This is a genomic window from Pseudomonas sp. BN606 (assembly GCF_029873115.1).
In the GTDB taxonomy this organism is placed as follows: domain Bacteria; phylum Pseudomonadota; class Gammaproteobacteria; order Pseudomonadales; family Pseudomonadaceae; genus Metapseudomonas.
Genome location: NZ_SSOF01000080.1, coordinates 455145 through 474394 on the forward strand (window position 1 = coordinate 455145; position 19250 = coordinate 474394).

The following is a 19250-nucleotide window of genomic DNA, read 5'->3' on the forward strand; positions in this document are numbered from 1 at the left end:
GAGTATTCTTGGTCGTGTTATTTGATCTCCGGCCACCAAAGGAGGAAACTTGGTGATTCCCGATCGTAAAAAGTTAACGGTGCTGGATTGCACACTCCGCGATGGCGGCTATTACAACAACTGGGATTACCCGACCGGCCTGGTTCGTCGCTATCTGGAGGTCATGAAGCGAGCGGGAATCGACTACGTGGAGCTTGGTCTGAGGACCGAGTCTGCGGATTCATTCGCCGGGCCGTACGCATTCACGGTCGATGAATGGATCAGGCACATTGGCGTTCCTGAAGGAGTGCGCGTCGGTGTGATGTGCAACGCCAAGGACCTCTTGAAAGGTGGCCCGGGTGCAGTAGAGCGATTTTTTGCGAAAGCTGAAGACTCTCCTGTCGAGCTGGTGCGAATCGCTGCTCATTTTTCAGAGATAGATAATTGCGCTGAAATTGTTCTGGCTCTGCATTCGCTGGGGTATCGAGTCGGCTTCAACTTCATGCAGTCGAATGGTCGCTCTGCAGAGGAACTGAGCAGCAAGGCCAGGCTGCTCTCCGAGTGGCCCGTCGATGTGCTTTATTTCGCCGATTCCATGGGGAACATGTCGGCGAAGGACGTTGCATTCATAGTTGCCGCCCTGCGCGATGGGTGGGACAGGGAGCTTGGCTTCCACGCTCACGACAATATGGGGTGTGCGTTGAGCAACTGCATGGCCGCCATCGAGCTGGGGGTGACCTGGATCGATGCGACGGTGCTGGGGATGGGGCGTGGCGCGGGTAACGCCCGGATAGAGAATCTCTTGCTGGCCCTTGCCGAAAATGGAGGTCATGACGTCGACCTCAGCAGCTTGCTCAACCTGGTAGTCGAGGAATTCCAGCCACTGCAGAAGAAGTACGGCTGGGGGCCCAACCTCTACTACCACCTGTCGGCAATGTACGGGGTGCACCCGACCTATGTTCAGGAGATGCTGAGCGACGACAGATACAAGCCCTCGGCAATCATCACCGCATTGCGCCGGCTGGGCGAGTCGGGCGCTACGGGCTTCTCCCAGGATAGATTGCTGGACGCTACGCAAGAGCAAAGGGATTCCGTGCTGGGTACCTGGAGCCCGAAAGGATGGCTTCAAGGGCGGGATGTCCTCATGATCGGCCCGGGCTCGGGGGTAAAACAGCACCTTGAGGGGCTGCTGCATTACATAAGCACCAAGAAGCCGTACGTCATCTGCATCAACAGCAATGATTGGTTCCCTGTCGACAAGGTCGACGCGTGGGTCGCCTGTAACCGGCAGCGCCTGCTGCTGGACCGGGACTTTTACGCGAACAACCAGGGAACCCTGGTCGTGCCGGTCGGCTTGATCGACGAGGAAGAGCTTTCCGTGTGGAAACACTGGAATATCCTCGACTATGGCATGGTCGTTCAGAAGGGCCATTTCGAAGTAGGTGAATTGACTGCCGTTCTTCCTGCGGCCCTGTCGGCCATTTATGGTCTCGGGATATGCAGTTTGGCTGGTGCCAATAGAGTCTTGCTGGCCGGATTCGATGGCTACGAGTTGGGCGATCCCCGTCATAGCCAGATGGAAATGGCGTTGAAGTGCTACCGGGATTATCAGGACTCCATACCGCTGGTAGCTATTACGCCAACTTCTCTTTCGCTGCCAGAGACGTCTCCGTACGCGCCGCGGATCTAGTTAATACACTATGTGGTCGGCTCGGGGGCTACTGCCCTCGGGCCTTTTTATCTCAGAGCCTACTTGAAATAATGATAACTTCGAACGGCAGCTCGCCAACCCACAGGAACTGCTTTGATCTAGTCCGGCATTTTGCGGCGTTCATGGTGTTGTTCAGCCATCATTTTGCATTATCGGGAATGACAGAGCCTTCTTTTTTGGGTATGCATTCGCTGGGTGGACTGGCAGTTGTAATTTTCTTTTCGATATCTGGCTATCTGGTCACCAAGAGCTTCGTCCGCTCGGCCAACTTCTATGATTATCTGGAGAAGCGGGCGAGGAGGATATTTCCTGGCTTGATTGCCTGCTCTGCGGTAGTCGTATTCGTTGTCATACCTTTTTATGTGGAGCTGGGCTATTTCGACTATCTCAGCGAAGAAAGGACCTGGAAGACCTTCCTTTCGGCGTCCATGCTGCTGGGCATAAGGTATGCGGGAATTTTTTCTGATTTTATCTATAGCGGTACGATAAATGGCAGTCTCTGGACTTTGCCAATCGAGTTTCTGTGCTACCTGATTGTTGGTGTCGTACTGGTTTTCTCCAGAACTGTAAAGGCACCTCTCGCTCTTCTTGTGGTCAGCTTCGTAGGTATGCTGGTTGTTCGGGAAAACTCCATAAATTATACGTTCTATGCGATTTCCCTCGAGCGACTCATGATGTTCCTCATGGTCTTTTCGCTGGGTGGTGTGCTTGCGCTCACCGAGTCTATTTGGATGGCAAAGACCAGTAGGATATATCTGATAGTCGCCTCTATGGCTGTTCTCTTTGTTTTCAAGGGCCGGCCGGAAATGATGGTGCTTGGCAATATGGCGATCTGCGTCATTGTGATCGCATTTTGTACCTCCTTCTCTGAAAGCCTGATTGCCGGACGGTTCGATGTTTCGTACGGGGTTTATATTTACGCCTTCCCTGTGCAGCAACTGGTTATCAATAATTTCAGTTACGGACTTTATTCCGAAATGGCGCTTTCGGCGTTATTCACTCTTGTCCTCGCGATTGCGTCCTGGTTGCTCGTCGAGAAGCCTATGCTCAAGCGGGGCAAGGGCTGAAGTGCAGGCAAATACTCAACGTGATCCTCAAGGCGCCATATTCGTGTTACAGATTCGAGCTGCATGACTAGCGTTTTAATGAGGGTCCTGCGCAAGGCTTCCTCTTTGATGAGGAGCCTGTCCGGCCGGTTGCGCAGGAGCTTCTTTCAGCGCTGGCGAGCGCGTCAGTGGAAGGACAAGCATTCACGTGTCTTCATATCCTGCTGGTTGAAATCGACTGAGTCTGTCCATGGTGCGCTTGTTCAACTGGAGCGGAGTCTCGCGAATAAAGGAATTCGGCTGACCTTTGTTACAGATGCCCCCGTTCTTGTGAGTTCCTTGCGCCTGGATATCATTCGCTCAGGGTTCTTCGTCAGCTCTCCACGGCGCTATGACTCACCTGTCCCGGACAATGTGGCTCAATGGCTTTCAGGGATACTGAGCTACGAACGGTTCTGGCTCATGTCTTCCGGCAGGCCGTTGCCTGATCTGCAGCGGCATAGCGAGGCGATCAGCGATGGTTATCACTATTGGCTTGAAGTGCTGAGGGAAAACCGTCCGGCGCTAATGTTGGTTTGGGGAAGCACCGCGCCACTGAGCCAGTTGCATTTGAAACTGTGTGGCGAGTTATCCATCCCGGTGCTCGTACTCGAAAGGGGGCACTTCTCCGGAACCCTGATGCTGGATACGGTTGGCCAGTTTGCTTTCGGCGGCTTTGGGCTACAGCCTCAACGGGTATTGTTCGGTAAGTCGCAAGGGCAAGGCGGAGCATATCGCCACTATTTGGAGTGGGTTAAGTCAAACACAGCGCTACCTTACGCATCGTATAACGTTGCTGCGCTGTCAGAATTCCGCGAAATGCTGGAAAGTACGAAGAAAAAAGTGATTCTCTTTATCGGGGTCAATGATCTTGGGACTGGCAGTCTTCTCTCCTCTTTTGGAAGTTGGCAAGAAAGTGACAATCCTTTCTCATCGACACGTGCGGGATTGAAGTCAGTCATAGATGCGATGAACGTGGTCGCCCCCAATGACATTCTGCTTTTCAAGCCTCATCCATCCGATCGTGGAAATTACGCTGACCTTGTCACAGGGAACGTCCATCTTGCCAAAGATGTAAACATCAATTTCCTGATAGAGAATGCGGACGTTTGCGTTTCTCTTTCGACTACCGCCTTGGCCAGGGTATTGGCCAGCGACAAGCCGCTGGTCACGCTGGGCTTCACCGAATTGAGCCAGAGAGGTGTTGCCTATGAGTGTCAAACGATGCAGGAAGTGCCCGCCATGCTGCGGGCTGCGCTTTGTCGTGACAATTTCCCGGAGCGCGTTACCAACGGGCATGCGTACATTGGCTCTCTATTCGAGAATTACCTCATTGCAATCGACCAGGATGTTCCTTGCCGGATTGATATGGAGGATCTGTGCGAGTTCATCGTCGAAAGGGTGAGACACTGTGGGTAAAGTAATCCAAGGCATCGTCCCTGTGGGTTGCTGCCATGTCTCATGCATGGACAAACCTGAGGGGCAGGTATGATTCAGAAAGGTATCGTGTGGCATCAGGGTAATGTGACCCGCCAAGAGCGAGAAGGATTACTGCAGCAGGCCGGCGTCACGATCTGGTTGACCGGCTTGAGCGCATCCGGCAAGTCGACACTGGCATTCGCTCTGGAGCGTCGATTGCTTTCGGCCGGAAGGGCCTGCTTCACCCTGGACGGGGATAATGTCCGCCACGGCCTGAACAGGAATTTGGGGTTCTCCATTCAGGACCGCTCGGAAAATATCAGAAGGGTGGCTGAAGTTGCCCGGTTGATGAACGAGGCGGGACTGATAGTGGTCGTTGCGTTGATCTCGCCATTGCGTGCCGATCGGCTCATGGCAAAAGAGGTCATTGGTGCGGAGTGCTTCAAGGAAGTGTATGTCAGCACTCCACTCGAGGCCTGCGAGGCCAGGGATCCGAAAGGGCTCTATGGAAAAGCAAGGGCGGGAGAGCTCGCCGAGTTCACCGGGATATCTTCGCCCTACGAGTCTCCTCCTATGCCCGATCTGATCATCAATACACTTGAAGCGCATATTGATGATGCAGTCGAGCAGCTTTACGGACTTATCAAGAGTTCCTGATTCGAGGTTTCTATGCCTGGCCGGCAATTTGCGTGTTGAGAAGCGACTCGATACTGTCCTGAATGACAATTTTTTTGTCGCTGAAATATGCCGACCACTCTTTGAATTCGCTCCACGCGCTCAGGAACACGAAGTCCAGCCCAGCCGCCGCGGCGCACTGATGATCGAAGCGGCTGTCGCCAATGAACAACGCTGGCTTCTGAATGTTTTGCCGCTCGATTTCTCTTTCCAGTATGACGTCCTTTGGCGTTGGGCTGCCAAAGATGCCGCCGTCGAAGTATTCCGTCAGACCGCGGGCCATGAATACGTCCCCCAGCTCTGCCTGATCGCCGCCCGAAACAATCAGCCAGCGGCTGTCGGCAGTGATCTCGCGCAGCTTTTCGAGGCCGGGCGCGATGGCGCAGGTCAGGAGTCCATCGCGGACAAAGTTTGCGTAGTTTTCAAGGACTACCTCGAGTTCGCTGTCCCACGATGTCCTGTTCAGGATGTCGCGGAAGAAATGCTCGAATTTTTTATAGCGAGAAATACCACCATTTGCGACGTGGAATTCCACAAGCTTGGTGGCTGGGTCCTTTCCATAGTCCAGCGCCGCTCGGTAGAAGGCATCGGTTTTTATCCGATTGGAGTCCAATATAACCCCGTCGCAGTCGAAGACCAGGCACTCGTACTTGCTCAGAGTGGCATTCATGGGAGCTTGCCTTCCTGAATTGCAGCTTCGGCGCGCAACACGTCCTCGGGATTGTCCACGGCGATTGAACTGGTGGACAGTTCGATCATCCTTACTTCCCAGCCAAGTTCCAGGAAGCGAAGGATTTCGATGTCCTCTATGCTTTCCAGTGGAGTCTTTTTCGTTTGCGAGCTGAAAGCCTCGAGTGCTTTGCGGGGGAAGGCATAAACGCAAACCTGGCGATGGCCAGTAATGAACCTGTCGTCTTTCGTTCCGGGAATTGTCGCGCGGGACATATAGAGCAGTCGCCCATCAGGACGCATTACAACTTTCGGTGTACTGGTACTGCGGAAGTGCTCTTCCTCCAGTATGGGGCAGAAGCCGTTGAGGACATCACCCGGGAAATCACTGATCTTTTCGATAATCGATCTGAGGTCCTGCGGATTGAACAGGGGTTCGTCCCCCTGGACATTGATGAACACTTCAGAGTCAATCAATCTTGCGCATTCGGCGACCCGGTCCGTGCCGGTGAGGCAATCTTTCGAGGTCATCAGGACCTGGATGCCATGTGCTTCGCAGACGGTCTTGATTCTATCGTCGTCAGTTGCGACGAAGATCTTTTCCGGAGGGCAGGCCTTTGCACATTGATCATAGGTTCTTATGATCATCGGAATGCCGCATATCTCTACGAGTGGCTTTCCGGGAAGTCGGCTGGACTCATATCGTGCCGGAATGATAACGCTGAAATTGTGCTCTTTCTTCAAGTTGAAGCTCTCCGTCGCAGCAAGCGGAGCATGTTACACCTCCCCCAGTCCGCGTGGCTACCGCACCCGAGGGGCGGCGCAATGCCCAGTGTATGTTCTGGTCCACCGTTAAAACAGGGGAGATGTCCTGCCGATCCTTTCGTCGGATGGCGAGTTATTTTGGACTGGCGACTTGCTTAGTGCGGGCGCTTTTCGATGTTCCTGTATGTATCTTGTCTGCCGCTGCTCATTGATGATGCTTGGTTTATTCGGATAGTGCGATTGTGCTTTAATGGGCGGCCATATTTGAGGCGCATGGCTGCTCGCACTACTACAGCGAGGGGCTTGTTAGCGCCATCAAATGTCGTCGGTATGGACGGGGCCCCGCGGCATCAAAAGGTTCTCTGGGAGTATTCCGTGCACGAAAGTTGAGTGCGGTGTCCTTTTGTTCTTTAAGGGGGAGATCCCCAGCATCCGGAGTCGCGAGCGGGGCTTTCGAGTCCGCTGGCAGTGTTCGGGTTTATATTTGACGAGTGGGGACTTCCCATTTGCGCGTGTTTTTTTCAGATTTCTTGGCAGGACGATCTGCCTGCTATTGGTCCAACTATCAGAGGAAGGGTATGAAAAAAGAACTAATGGCGGTGCTTGTTGCAAGCGCCATGTTGAGTTTGCAAGGGTGTGGCGATGAGTCCAAGTCGGACAAGGTCGGCACTGCCGCGCCTTCTCTGACCGAAGCCGCCGTGGTATCCGCGGTGGGAGCCCCTGTGGTGAAGCGTATCGTCAAGCAGGGAGAGGCTTGCGCCATCAGTCGCTACAAGTTTTCTCGTGACACCGTTGGCATGACGCTGGAGTTCAGCTGCGGTCGCACCAATATTTCCTGGCACAAGGCTGAAGGGGAGTCTGCTAGCCAGGCCCAAGCCGGTCAGGAGCTCGCGCGGCGCGCGCTGGCGGGCATGTCGGGTGCCGATGGCGCCGAAGTGGACGCGGCTCTGAAGGGAGAGGTTTTCCGCCTCAAGAGTCTTGGTCGTGGCTTGAAACTGAGTGGCTCCTGCAAGTCCAATAATTGCCTCATTACCATCTCGGGAGAGGTTGCACGAGATTCTGAGGTTGCAAAGAGCAGCAGCTAATATATTCCGCAATTCGGAGCATGGGGGCTGGGCGGGGGATAATGACGACCGGATCTGCCCCAATGCTTCATAGGTTGATTAAGCCAAAAGAAATGATGCCTGTATGTTTGAGTCTAATTCTCACAGGAGAATGCCGGTTTCGGCTGCGGTCGCCTGGGAGTGGCATCCGTGACTGGTCGCCAACGCTAGAGCTTTTTTCGAGCTGCCTCGTTCGATGTAGGCACCGCGCACCATTTCATCTTCGGTGCGTCGGGCACAATCCTGAGCGTCGCGTTTGGTGCGGAAGGTCTTGGAGGTGGTCGGCCGGCCGGTTTTTCGGATAACCGCTTTCCAGGTGCCTGAGGGGGACTTTACGAAGGTTGCCATATGTTCTCCGAGGGTGGCTCGGCACAGGACTGTACCGATTGCGTACCTCGGGAACATCTGATTACGGGGTCAAAAACGAAGAGTCGTTCCAAACCCTTGATGTGTATGGTGCCGGCACCAGGAATCGAACCCGGGACCTACTGATTACAAGTCAGTTGCTCTACCAGCTGAGCTATACCGGCTAGAAGGGGCCGCCATTATAGCGATTGGGCGGGGCGAGTAAACCTCTGCGAAGCAGGTTGGAGAGGTTTTGTGCATCAGCGGCGATCGGCTTATGCACAATGGTGATGCTTTTGGGTGCGGTGGTTCTGGAAATTTGTGCGCTGTGTCTCGGAATTCGGCAGGTTGTTGTTTCTATTCGACTTTTGGTTTGCGATTAAAAAGTGATCAGTCCGCGTCGTTCGCGTAGACGGAGGCGTTTCGGCGGGTTGCCCAGATTTCATCAACAAAGTTATCCACAGGTTCTGTGGGTAAGGCTCAGCGTTCGGCCAGAATCAGGATGTTCCGTGGGGTGAGCTGAGTAGGGCAGAAGCTGCCGAGCCTCACCTGGTAGCCCTGCTCCTCGAGATACAAGGCTCGGTCCAGTAGCAGCCAGAGTTCCAGGGGCCGACGGAACAGGCTGCGGGGGAGTTCCAGGTTGCGCACCACGGCTAATCGTTGCCAGCCGGTGATTTCCAGTGCCTTCCAGTCGCATTCTGCTGGCTGAGGGAGTGCCTTTAGCTCGCAGAGGCCCACGCAGTACGCGGAGAATGGCTTGTCCAGCCAGTTGGTGGCGAGAGAGGGAACGGTTAGGTAGCTGTCTTCGCCAGTCAATTTCCGTTGCAGCAGGTCGAACGCCAGCCTTCGTGCCATGGAGTTGTCGCGCTGGCGGCGGTCGCGAGCGCCGGCGGTGACGGTTTCGCTCATCGGCAGGCGCAGGTCGGCTCGGCTGAGATGCAGTGTGGACGCCTTGGCTGCTGCGGAAAGCGGCTCATAGCTCGGCGTCCGGATGCGGTTGTAGCAGCAGGGGGCGACGGCCAGTTGGCGGCAACCGGCCTCGCTGGCCAGTTGCAGCAGGCGCACATGCAGATCGCCACAGGCGTGCAGCGCAACCGCGGTGTGCTCGGCCGCAACGTGGCGTATGGCGTTGTCGGCCAGGGCATCTTGCTCGCGGTGCTGGGCGGCGAGACCAAGACGCTGGCTGAGTTGCTGGCCACCAGCTACCAGCCGCGGGTCGAGTTCGATGCAGGTCAGTGGTGTGCCGTCATGGGCCAGGCGCCGCCCCAGGTGCCCCTTGCCGGCGCACCAGTCCAGCCAATGCTCTGAGGACTGGCGAAAACCCAGTCGGCTGGCGAAGGCATTGATCTGCTGCCATTTGCGTCCTGGCACGTCCACCGTGAAGGCATTGGGTAGCGTTTCTGTCCATACCGCGGGCAGTTCGCCAATGCGGCAAAGTTCGGCGGAGCGAGCTGCAAGCTGTGGATAAGGGGCCGGCGCCTGCAATTCTTCAGGGCGATTGTGGATGGCGTCGGCATCGGCCAGGGAGCGTTCGCGGAGCCATACGGCCAGCTCAGGATGCTCGCTCTCCCAAGGCAGCGTCAGTTCGGTGAAGGGGGCCGGTCGCCAGATCGACTGATGCGCGCAGAGGAATTCATCGAGGGCGGTGAAGCGTTCCCGCAGGTGCGGGCCTTGGAGGGGCGCGGGGCTGGTCATGCTGGCGAAGCGATTGGCGTCAGGGGCGGCGATTATAGCGCCGCCAAGGCCGCTCCTCATCCGGGGACGAGGAGCGGTCGAGGCTCAGCGGCCCTGGAGGGCATCCACCCGCAGTTTGTGCTCGAGCAGGCGGAAGGCCCGAACCAACACGTAGGCGATCAGCAGGTAGAAGAGGCCGGCGGCAAAGAATATCTCCACCGGCAGGTAGGTGCGGGCGATGATCGTCCGCGCCATGCCGGTGAGTTCCAGCAAGGTGACGGTACTGGCCAGGGCGCTGGCCTTGATCATCAGGATCACTTCGTTGCTGTAGGCGGGCAGGCCGATGCGCGCGGCGCGCGGCAGGATGATGTAGACCAGTGCCTGGAAGCGTGACATGCCGAGCGCCCGTGCTGCCTCGATCTCGCCTGGCGGAACGGCCTGGATGGCACCACGCAGGATTTCGGCGATGTAGGCCGCCGTGTGCATGGTCATGGTGATCACGGCGCACCAGAACGGGTCGCGCAGGTAGGGCCAGAGCGGGCCTTTGCGCACCGATTCAAACTGCGCCAGGCCGTAGTAGACCAGGAAGAGTTGCACCAGCAGCGGCGTGCCACGGAAGAAGAAAATGTAGCCGTAGGGCAGGGCGCGAACGTACCAGTGGCGCGATGCGCGGGCGATGCCCATTGGCAGCGCGAGGATCAGGCCGGCGACCACCGCAATGGTCACCAGCTCCAGGGTCAGGACTGCGCCTTGGGCCAGTTGCGGCAGGTATTTGAGGATGACTTCCCAGTTCATGCTGCGCTCCGCTTGAAGCCACGGCCTGCGCGCTTCTCAAGCCAATGCATGCCGATCATCGCAAGTATGGTCAGGCCCAGGTAGATGAAGGCGGCCACCATGTAGAAGGTGAACGGCTGCTTGCTGGCGGTCACGGCGATCTGCGAACGACGCATGATTTCCTCGAGGCCGATCACGGAGACCAGTGCGGTGTCTTTCATCAGGATCATGAACAGGTTGCCCAGACCCGGCAGAGCGATGCGCCACATCTGCGGCAGGATGACCCGCCAGAGGATGCGCGCCTTGGACAGTCCGAGGGCCATGCCGGCTTCTCTGTGTCCTTTCGGTATGGCCAGGATGGCGCCGCGGAAGACTTCGGTGGCGTAGGAGCCGAAGCACAGGCCCAGGGCAATGGTGCCGGCGGCGAAGGCGTTGAGTTCCAGTTCTGGAAGGCCCAGCCATTCGCCAAGGGTGCGCATCAGGTTGACCGTGCCGAAGTAGATCAGCAGGACCCAGAGCAGCTCGGGGACCCCGCGCACGATGGTGGAATAGGTGCCACCCAGCCACTGCAGTGGCTTGATGGAGGAAGTCCTGGCCAATGCACCGAGCAGGCCGAGCACCAGTCCCACCGCCAGCGCGGAAAGCGCCAACTTGATGGTCATGAGGGTGCCCGCGGCCAGGGCTGGGCCGAATCCGTAAAGGTCGAGGGTCATGAGAGCTCAAGCGCCGGTGCCGCGCGAGGGCGGCACCGGACGGGCAGGTCAGTAGATGCTGAAGGGGAAGTACTTGTCGTTGATCTTCTTGTAGGTGCCGTCGGCAACGATTTCCTTCAGCGCGGCGTTCAGCTTCTCGCGCAGCGGGTCACCCTTGCGCACGGCAATGGCGATCTTGTCGTTGTCGAATACCGGGTCGCCCTTGAACTCGAAGTCCTTGCCCGCGTCGCTCTTGAGCCATTCCCAGTTCACGAACTTGTCGGCCAACACGCCGTCGACGCGACCGGAGGACAGGTCGAGGTAGGCGTTTTCCTGGGTGTCGTACAGCTTGATGTCGACAACGTCCTTCATGTTGTCTTCCAGCCAGGTGCCGGCGATGGTCGCGCGCTGGGCGCCGATCACCTTGCCTTTCAGGCTTGCCTTGTCAGTCTTGAAGTCAGTGCCTTTCGGGGCAATGAACTGCAGCTTGTTGGTGTAATAGGGGTCGGTGAAGTCGACGGCCTGCTTGCGCTCTTCAGTGATGGACATGGAGGCGGCGAGGAAGTCGAATTTCTTGGCGTTCAGGGCGGGGATGATGCCGTCCCAGTCGGAGGTGACCACTTCGCACTCGGCCTTCATCTTGGCGCAGAGAGCCTGGGCGATCTCGACGTCGAAGCCGCCGGCCTGGCCGCTGGCATCGATCAGGTTGAAGGGAGGATAGGCGCCTTCGGTGCCGATCTTGAGCTTGTCGGCGGCGACGGCGCTGGTGCCGAAGGCGAGGGTAGCGGCCGCGGCCAGCAGAATCTTCTTGTAGTTCTTCATTACGCTCTTTGCTCCGTGTTTTAGCGATTGCTGGACATGAATTGTTTACAGCGCGCCGATTGCGGGTTGTCAAATACCTTCTCTGGCGGACCCTGCTCTTCTACCAGTCCCTGGTGAAGAAAAACCACTTCGCTGGAGACGTTCCGGGCGAAGTTCATTTCATGGGTGACCAGCAGCATGGTCCGGCCTTCCTCGGCCAGCGCGCGGATCACGTTAAGCACTTCTTGTACCATTTCCGGGTCCAGCGCCGAGGTGGGTTCATCGAACAGGATGACCTTCGGTTGCATGGCCAGGGTGCGGGCGATGGCCGCACGCTGCTGCTGGCCGCCGGAAAGCTGGGTCGGATAGACATGGCGCTTGTCGGCGATACCGACCTTGGCCAGCAGGGCTTCGGCGATTTCGGTGGCCTCGGCCTTGCTCTGGCCAAGCACGCGGCGCGGTGCTTCGATGATGTTGTCGAGCACCGTCATGTGCGGCCAGAGGTTGAAATTCTGGAAGACGAAGCCGATCTCGCTGCGCATGCGATTGATCTGCTTGTTGTCGGCGGCGACCAATTCGCCTGTGCGGCTCTGCTTGAGCTTGAGCTCTTCGCCAGCTACGAGGATCTGGCCCTGGTGAGGGTTTTCCAGGAGGTTGATGCAGCGCAGGAAGGTGGACTTGCCGGAGCCGGAGGAGCCGAGGATGGAGATCACATCACCGTCATTGGCGGTGAGGGATATGCCCTTGAGCACTTCGAGATCGCCGTAGCGTTTGTGCAGGTTGCGGATTTCAAGCGCTGGCGTGGCTTGGGCCATGGGGGGTCCTCTTGTTTTTCGTGGGCACTCTGGCGGTGGGGCGGCCTTCCTGGCGAGGGCAAGCTAGCATAGCGCTTTGCCACGCGAAAGCCGACGAAGGCCCCTTGGATGGCTCTATGGGCGTGTTTGTCGCATCGCTGCAGTTGCTTGTCGCGGTAGCAAAAAAGCCTCGGCTGCAGGCTGAAATGCCCGGAAATTGCACCTTGGTGCAAGCTTTCTGCCTTTTTCCTTTTGGATCAATCAGTTATTGGATTGGCGTGACGAAAGCGCCGGGATCGGTCCCTGTTTGCCCAAGGGGCTGCGGTCTGTCCTGAAGCAGCGCGATGAGGGCGGGCTCGGGTAGGGGCTTGGCGAAGTAGTAGCCCTGGCCGAAATCACAGCCCAGGGATTTGAGAATCGTCAGGTGCCGTTGGGTCTCGACTCCTTCTGCAACGACTTCCAGTCCCAGGTTGCGGGCCAGGCTGAGGATGGTTTGCACGATTTGCAGGCCTTCCGGGCACTGGTCTAGCTGGATCATGAACGAGCGGTCGATCTTCAGGACGTCCAGCCGGAAGCGATGCAGGTAGCTCAGGGAGGAGTAGCCCGTGCCGAAGTCGTCGATGCTGATGCGTACGCCGAGGTCGTGTAGTTGCTGGAGCACGATGATGGTCCGCTCGGAGTCGGCCATGGATACGCTCTCGGTGATTTCCAAATGCACGCAATCTGGAAGGATGCCGGTTTCATTGATGATGGCGCCCACTTGCAGTACCAGGTCGTGTTGCGCGAACTGCCGGGCGGAGAGGTTGATGCTGACTGTCAGTGGCGGCTGAGTTGGCAGCTCGCGTTGCCAGCGAGCCACACTGCGGCAGGCTTCGCGCAGCACCCACAATCCGAGGGGCAGAATCAGTCCAGTATCTTCGGCAACCTGGATGAATTCGCCTGGGTAGACCAGGTCTCCTTCTGGAACCTGCCAGCGCACCAGTGCTTCGACACCGACCAGTGCCCCGCTGGCCAGGCAGACGATGGGCTGGTAATGGAGCACGAACTCGCCATTTTGCAGGGCGTTGCGCAGGCGTGTTTCCAGGGTCAGCCGGCCCACCGCCAGCTCGTGCAGGCTGTGGTCGAACATCTCGAAGCGGTGCTTGCCCAGCGTCTTGGCGCGATACATGGCGAGGTCCGCGTGGCGCAGGATTTCCTCGGCCGATTCGTAACCCAGGTCGCTTGGCGCGATACCGATGCTGGCGCTGATATAGAGCTGCTCGCCATTGATCAGGAAAGGTGGCTCCAGGGCGTCGAGAAGGCGCTCGGCGACTCGTACCGGGGCGTCGGGATTGCCGATGCAGTCCAGCAGGATGGTGAATTCATCGCCGCCCATGCGTGCCAGGGTGTCGGTCTGTCGCAGGCAGCCACCCAGGCGCGTGGCGACCTGGATGATCAACAAGTCGCCGGCGAGGTGTCCGAGGCTGTCGTTGACCAATTTGAAGCGGTCGAGGTCGATGAACAGGACGGCGAAGGCTGCTTCCCGGTGCCGGTTGCAGCGAGCTACCGCGCGGGATAGCCGATCAGAGAAGAGCGCGCGGTTGGGCAGGCCGGTCAGCGGATCATGGAAGGCGTCGACCAGTTGCTCTTCGGCGCGTTTGCGTTCGACCACTCGCCCCATCTGGACGCCGATCTGTGCCATCAGGTGCAGCAGCTTCTCATCGGGCTCCAGCACGCAGTTGGCGAAGAACTCCAGTACGCCGACGACCTCGCTGCCCGCCAACACAGGGAAGGCCGCCGCGGCCCGGAGGCCGGCTTGGCCCGCGGCATCCACGCGGCAAAATTCGGGGGTCTGACTGATATCGGCGATCCACGCCGGGGTGCCGCTGCAGAGCACGCGGCCAGGTAGGCCGAAGCCCGGAGGAAACTCCATGGTTTCGGTTACCTGGCGGAATTCGTGGAAGCGCTGCTCATCGGCGTAGTGCCAGATTGCAGCCGAGCGCAGCCGCGCTTCGCCTTCGACTTGGTCGGTCAGGTAGGCGTGGCCGATCTGCCAGCCGGTGTACTGGCAGACGCTGGCTACAGTGAAACTCAGTCCGTCGGCTACGGTCGCGGCACCGTTGGCGGCATCGGCGATGGATTCGAGCAATTGCAGCTGCAGTTGTTTTTCGTAGAGTTCGCGCAGGCCGTGCTCGGCTATCTGCTCCGCTTCCAGGCGCGCCTGGTGTTCGCGTTGCAGGCGCCGGCGAAGTTTGTCGGCTTCCGGATCGCGCGATGCACCGTCCATGCTCGATCAGCCCTGGCAATTGCCGTAGAAGGTGATTCGGCAGCGGCATTCATTGTCGCCGCGGTGCATGCAGGCAAGGTGGTCGATGCCCAGGGACTCTCCAAAATGCATCGCCGCACCCTCGATGAAGCCGTGGGCCAGAGCACATAGGCGGCGTGGCGAGCGGTAGGTCATCATCAGTGTGCCGTCGGGGTCGTCGCGGAACCCGAAAGTGGGAACGTCCGCGCCGGGATAGATCATGCGAACTTCGGGATGAATGATCTGATTGACGCTGAGGATGAAGGAGTGCGTCGAGTCGTGGGCATCGAAATAGGCCGGGTAGCGTTTGGCTAATAACGGCATGGCCTCGCGGCCGAACCAGCGCAGCACTTCGAAGGAGGGCATGTCGAGGGCCTCGGCGGCGGCGGCCACCAGGCGGTAGATGTGCTCGTCGGGGTAGCTGCCGAGGGCCGTGTATACACCGTCCAGGCCGCTGCCATCCAAAAGGGCGTCCCAGGCATCTTCGCCCTGGTGCCGGGTGACCACTTCTTCGAGCAGGTTGAAGACGATTCCCTTCATGCAGCCCCCCCCCCCAGGTGCCCTCGGGTCGAGTCCCGTTGGGGGCTGCTTCGAGGCGCTTCGCAGTGAGGTTAGCAGCGCCGTTCATATCGTGCCCGGCGGCTTTGAGGGGTGCTGAAAACAAAAAGCCCCAGCACATGGCCGGGGCTCTTTGGATGGTATTAGTGGTGCCCAGGGACGGAATCGAACCGCCGACACGGGGATTTTCAATCCCCTGCTCTACCAACTGAGCTACCTGGGCAACGGGGCGCTATTAAACGGATTTGCCGGCCCCTCGTCAACACCCTTTTGAAAATTTTTTTAGTTATTACGGGCGCTTACGCGCTTGGGGGGACGTAACCCTCTGCCTGGGCGTAGTCCTCGCCGGAAAGGAACTTGTCCATTTCAGCCTGTAGGAACTTGCGGTCCTCGGCGTTCATCATGTTCAGGCGGCGCTCGTTGATCAGCATGGTCTGGTGGGCCTGCCACTCATCCCAGGCCTTCTTCGAGACGTTGTTGAAGATGTCCTCGCCCTTGGCGCCCGGATACGGCGGACGCTCGAGGCCCGGCAGTTCCTCTTTGTATTTGCGGCACATGATGGTGCGGGTCATCGCGGTTCTCCTGCATTCAAAACGTCGGCCGCGCGCTTGAGCAGCTTCTTCACCGGGGCTGCTAGCCCCAGGCGCGGCGGGGTGGCGAGGTTATACCAGAGCCAGTCGCCCTCGGCCACGGCGGGGGCGCTGCCTTCCACGGCCACCAGCCAGGGCTCGATGGCCAACTGGAAGTGACTGAACGTATGCGTCAGGCCGGGCAGTTCGCGGCGCTCGCCAAGGCGCAAGGCATGCTGGCTCGCCAGCGGGGCGAGCGCGTCGAGATCGTCCATTTCCGGCAGGCTCCAGAGCCCGCCCCAAAGTCCGCTCGATGGCCGGCGGTAAAGCAGGATGGAGCCATCTCGGCTGGCCAGCAGGGGCATCAGCGTGCGCTTCTGCGGCAGGGACTTGCGCGGCTTCGGGACGGGGTAGTGGGTCTCCCGGCCAAGCTGGTGCGCGCGGCAGCCTTTCTGTAGCGGGCACAGCAGGCAGCTGGGCTTGCTGCGGGTACAAAGGGTGGCGCCCAGGTCCATCATCGCCTGGGTGTAGTTGTTGACCCGCGCGTGAGGGGTGAAGCGCTCGGCTACTTCCCAGAGCTGCTTTGCCACTTTCGGCTCGCCCGGGTAACCGTCCTGCGCGACGTAGCGGGCCAGTACGCGCTTGACGTTGCCGTCGAGAATCGGTGCGCGCAATCCCATGGACAGGCTGGCGATGGCGCCGGCGGTGGAGCGGCCAATGCCCGGCAGCTCCGCGAGTTGGTCTACATCGCGCGGGAATTCGCCGCCGTACTCGGCCACGACCTGCTTCGCGGTCTTCTGCAGGTTGCGGGCGCGAGTGTAGTAGCCAAGGCCGGTCCAGAGGTGCAGCACTTCGTCTTCCGGCGCTGCGGCCAGGTCCTGCACGCTGGGCAGGGCTTCCATGAACCGGTCGAAGTAACCCAGGACCGTGCTGACCTGGGTCTGCTGCAGCATGATTTCGGATACCCAGACGCGATAGGGAGTAATGCCCTGCTGCCAGGGCAGATCCTTGCGGCCGTGGCCGTCGTACCAGTCGAGTACGGCGCCGGAGAACTGCTCGGGGGTCATCGTTTGAACAGCCCCTTGAGCGCGTCCTTGAGTTCCGGGCTGACCTTGTCGCCGAGCTTTTCTTCGAGTTTTTCGTTGAGCTTGTCTCCGGCCAGCTTGGCGGCGACCTTGCCCATGCCGTCCTTGTCCAGACGACAGGCCTTGGCGCCCAGTTCCAGCGGGCCGCGGCAGCGCAGTGGCCACTCGATGCCGACATAGCGCTCGTTGACCTGGCAGGCCGGGTCCGGCATTGCGCTCTTGTCACCTTCGATGATCACGCCGACGCGGTAGTCCAGGCCAAGCACGCGCAGGTCCACGGCTCCGTCGCCCTTGACGCTCAGGCCGGGAATGCTGGCGAGCAGGTCGGGGTTGGTGGCTACGCCGTTGTTGAAGGCGAGGGAGCCCTTGAGTTCGCGGAAGGGGGTCTCGCTGCCACCGCGGGTTTCACTCAGGCTCTTGCGATTAAGGGTGGCGATGCCCTGGCAAAGCTGCTGTTCGAGGTTGGCGTCGAGCAATGCCCCGTCGTTCAAGGCAAAGCTGGCCGTGCCGTTAAGGCCATCGATCCACGCCTTCTGGCTATTGCCGCTGCTGGTGATGTTGGTGTTGAGGTCGAGCAGGCCGCGCACCGGGGGTTTCTGGTCCTGGGCCTGGAGGAGTTTCTCCACCGGCACGTTGTTGATGCGTTTCTGCGCCTTGAGCAGCGGCACGGCCGGACGCGCGTCGATCTGCGCGTTGGCCACGAAGCTGCCGCCGAACAGGCCACCGCGCAGGTCTTCCAGTGTCAGCAGGCCGCCTTTGCCGTTGGCCTTGAGGCTGACGTCATCCATGGGCAGCTTGTCGACGGTGAGCTGGCCGAAGTTAAGGGTGGCCTCAAGGTCGACCTTGCGCAGCTGATCCACAGGCAGTACCGGGTTTTCGCTCCAGGCAGCCTGGGTAGGCGCATTGGGCAGAGGCGTGTTGCCCTGGCTGGCTGCGGCCACGGCGGGCTTCACCTCGGCCTGGCGGGCGGTCTGGGCTTCCTGTTTGGCCTTGGACTTGGGCGGCAGGTAGCGATCGAGGTCCAGCTTGTCGCCCTTGAGCTGAATGCGTACGGCTTTCCTGGCGAAGTCAGCCACGGCCAGGCGGCCACTGAGGGTACTGTCGTCGAGCTTCAGGTTCAGGCCTTCAAGAGCGAGGCTGTTGGCGCTGCCGTTGAGCTTGGCGACCAGCTCGAGTTTCTGCAGGGTCGTGGCGTCGCTCATCGGCGGCAACTCCACGCCGATGCCGGTGAGGAATTCGCGCAGATTGAGTGGGGCGATGGACAGGCCGCCTTCCAGCCGCGCGTCCTTGTCCAGGTCATGCACTTTCAGTTCGCCGAGGGCGCGCAGCTGGTTGCCTGACAGCTTGAGTCCGTTCCACTCGGCGACGTTCGCTGCCAGGTCGGCCAGCAGTTGGCCCTGGGCATTGAAGGCAAGGGTCTTGCCCTTGAACGGTTCGCCCGAGGCTTCGCCGTTCAGCTTCAGGTCTTCCAGCTGGTAGCGCTTGAGTGCGCGTTCGAAGCGCAGGTTGGCAACGAGTTCGGTCTTGGCGCGCAGTACCGGTTGGTTGGTGCCAAAGAAGGCGCTGAGCTTGAGTGGAATACTGGTGCCTTCGCGGATGGCGCCTGTGGTCAGCTCGATGCCTTCAGCGCTGAATTGCTTGCCGCTCTTGGCATCGGTGTAGTCGATGCGGGCGTTGTGCACGGTGAGGCTGTCGATATCCAGTTTGATCGGGCGTGCGGGCTCTTCGTCACTGGGCGCCGGTTTGGTCTCTTCCGCAGGGGTGCTGGGCGTTGGGGTGCCTGTCTGGGCGGTTTCCGGCGCCTTGGCCGGGCGGCCGATATCTTCCCAATTACCGCGGCCTTTTTCGTCGCGCTGCAGGTCAAGGTTGAGACCTTCTACACGGATGTCGCTCATCTGCACTTCACGGCGCAGCAGTGGCAGTACGCGCACCGACAGGCCAATCATGTCGAGATTGGCGAAAGGTTTTTCCGGGGTGACGGCGCTGGCCAGGGTCGCCTGGTGCAGTTCGAGGCCAAGCCAGGGGAACAGGCTCCAGCCGATATCGCCGTTCAGGGTAAGTTCCAGGTTGGCCTTGTCCCGGGCCAGTTGCTGGATTTCATCCTTGTAGTCGTTCGGGTCGAACAGGTGGGTCAGGGCGAAGCCCAGGGCCACTATGATCAGCAACAGCCCGACGAAGATAAGGCCCAGAATTTTGCCGAAGGCTTTCATTGGCCAGTCCTTGTGGTGGATCGTGTGTGAATTGAAGGTGCCGAGTATAGCGCCGGGC

17 protein-coding genes, 2 tRNA genes and 1 pseudogene are annotated in these 19250 nt (G+C 59.2%); 5 read left to right on the forward strand and 15 right to left on the reverse strand.

From position 1 onward, the window contains the following. The first annotated feature begins 52 nt into the window (after positions 1 to 52). From E8E75_RS24795 to cysC, 4 genes are all read left to right on the forward strand, one after another. A complete protein-coding gene (locus E8E75_RS24795) occupies positions 53 to 1669 on the forward strand; it encodes an aldolase catalytic domain-containing protein (protein ID WP_218584163.1) in 1617 nt (538 codons plus the stop codon). Positions 1670 to 1740: 71 nt separating this feature from the next. Continuing rightward, on the forward strand, positions 1741 to 2757 hold the full coding sequence (locus E8E75_RS24800) for an acyltransferase (protein ID WP_120654075.1): 1017 nt from the start codon (positions 1741 to 1743) through the stop codon (positions 2755 to 2757). 108 nt (positions 2758 to 2865) lie between these two features. Further along, positions 2866 to 4194, forward strand: coding sequence for a hypothetical protein (locus E8E75_RS24805; RefSeq protein WP_162945863.1), 1329 nt, complete (start codon positions 2866 to 2868; stop codon positions 4192 to 4194). A 69-nt stretch (positions 4195 to 4263) separates the two neighbouring features. Further along, complete coding sequence (cysC, locus tag E8E75_RS24810) at positions 4264 to 4851, forward strand: adenylyl-sulfate kinase (protein ID WP_120654077.1); 588 nt, start codon at positions 4264 to 4266, stop codon at positions 4849 to 4851. Between the two features lie 10 nt (positions 4852 to 4861). Here the strand turns inward: cysC and E8E75_RS24815 are convergent, their stop codons facing one another. Beyond that, positions 4862 to 5539: an HAD family hydrolase gene (locus E8E75_RS24815; RefSeq protein ID WP_120654078.1), complete on the reverse strand. Its 678-nt coding sequence runs from the start codon at positions 5537 to 5539 to the stop codon at positions 4862 to 4864. Beyond that, entirely contained in the window at positions 5536 to 6282 is a 747-nt protein-coding gene (locus tag E8E75_RS24820; RefSeq protein WP_120654079.1) for a 3-deoxy-manno-octulosonate cytidylyltransferase, read from the reverse strand. Before E8E75_RS24820 ends, E8E75_RS24815 begins: the two co-directional genes overlap by 4 nt. 599 nt (positions 6283 to 6881) lie before the next feature. On the opposite strand from E8E75_RS24820, the gene E8E75_RS24825 reads away from it, so the two are divergent. After that, on the forward strand, positions 6882 to 7388 hold the full coding sequence (locus tag E8E75_RS24825) for a hypothetical protein (RefSeq protein WP_120654080.1): 507 nt from the start codon (positions 6882 to 6884) through the stop codon (positions 7386 to 7388). Between the two features lie 192 nt (positions 7389 to 7580). On the opposite strand, the pseudogene E8E75_RS24830 reads toward E8E75_RS24825, so the two are convergent. The 13 genes and pseudogenes from E8E75_RS24830 to E8E75_RS24890 form a co-directional block, all read right to left on the reverse strand. Beyond that, positions 7581 to 7754 (reverse strand): annotated as a pseudogene (locus E8E75_RS24830) (site-specific integrase); the annotation flags it as partial. A gap of 106 nt (positions 7755 to 7860) precedes the next feature. Further along, positions 7861 to 7936: transfer RNA gene (locus E8E75_RS24835), tRNA-Thr, on the reverse strand. Between the two features lie 295 nt (positions 7937 to 8231). Beyond that, on the reverse strand, positions 8232 to 9446 hold the full coding sequence (locus tag E8E75_RS24840; protein WP_153919426.1) for a methyltransferase: 1215 nt from the start codon (positions 9444 to 9446) through the stop codon (positions 8232 to 8234). Positions 9447 to 9530: 84 nt separating this feature from the next. After that, positions 9531 to 10220 carry an ABC transporter permease gene (locus E8E75_RS24845; protein ID WP_120654081.1) on the reverse strand — a complete coding sequence of 230 codons (690 nt, stop codon included), beginning with the start codon at positions 10218 to 10220 and terminating at the stop codon, positions 9531 to 9533. After that, complete coding sequence (locus tag E8E75_RS24850) at positions 10217 to 10912, reverse strand: ABC transporter permease (protein ID WP_120654082.1); 696 nt, start codon at positions 10910 to 10912, stop codon at positions 10217 to 10219. Before E8E75_RS24850 ends, E8E75_RS24845 begins: the two co-directional genes overlap by 4 nt. A gap of 48 nt (positions 10913 to 10960) precedes the next feature. Next, complete coding sequence (locus tag E8E75_RS24855) at positions 10961 to 11713, reverse strand: ABC transporter substrate-binding protein (RefSeq protein ID WP_120654083.1); 753 nt, start codon at positions 11711 to 11713, stop codon at positions 10961 to 10963. Positions 11714 to 11733: 20 nt separating this feature from the next. Beyond that, a complete protein-coding gene (locus tag E8E75_RS24860; RefSeq protein WP_120654084.1) occupies positions 11734 to 12507 on the reverse strand; it encodes an ABC transporter ATP-binding protein in 774 nt (257 codons plus the stop codon). Positions 12508 to 12751: 244 nt separating this feature from the next. Beyond that, positions 12752 to 14752, reverse strand: a complete 2001-nt coding sequence (locus E8E75_RS24865; RefSeq protein WP_280359869.1) for an EAL domain-containing protein — start codon at positions 14750 to 14752, stop codon at positions 12752 to 12754. Between the two features lie 6 nt (positions 14753 to 14758). Beyond that, a complete protein-coding gene (locus tag E8E75_RS24870; protein ID WP_120654086.1) occupies positions 14759 to 15310 on the reverse strand; it encodes a heme NO-binding domain-containing protein in 552 nt (183 codons plus the stop codon). A 165-nt stretch (positions 15311 to 15475) separates the two neighbouring features. Next, positions 15476 to 15551: transfer RNA gene (locus E8E75_RS24875), tRNA-Phe, on the reverse strand. Positions 15552 to 15627: 76 nt separating this feature from the next. Beyond that, a complete protein-coding gene (locus E8E75_RS24880) occupies positions 15628 to 15900 on the reverse strand; it encodes an oxidative damage protection protein (protein ID WP_077525683.1) in 273 nt (90 codons plus the stop codon). Then, the gene (gene mutY / locus E8E75_RS24885; RefSeq protein ID WP_120654087.1) at positions 15897 to 16964 is read right to left on the reverse strand and encodes an A/G-specific adenine glycosylase; all 1068 of its coding nucleotides are present in this window, start codon (positions 16962 to 16964) and stop codon (positions 15897 to 15899) included. Before mutY ends, E8E75_RS24880 begins: the two co-directional genes overlap by 4 nt. Beyond that, positions 16961 to 19192, reverse strand: coding sequence for an AsmA family protein (locus E8E75_RS24890; protein WP_153918946.1), 2232 nt, complete (start codon positions 19190 to 19192; stop codon positions 16961 to 16963). Before E8E75_RS24890 ends, mutY begins: the two co-directional genes overlap by 4 nt. Positions 19193 to 19250: the final 58 nt, after the last annotated feature.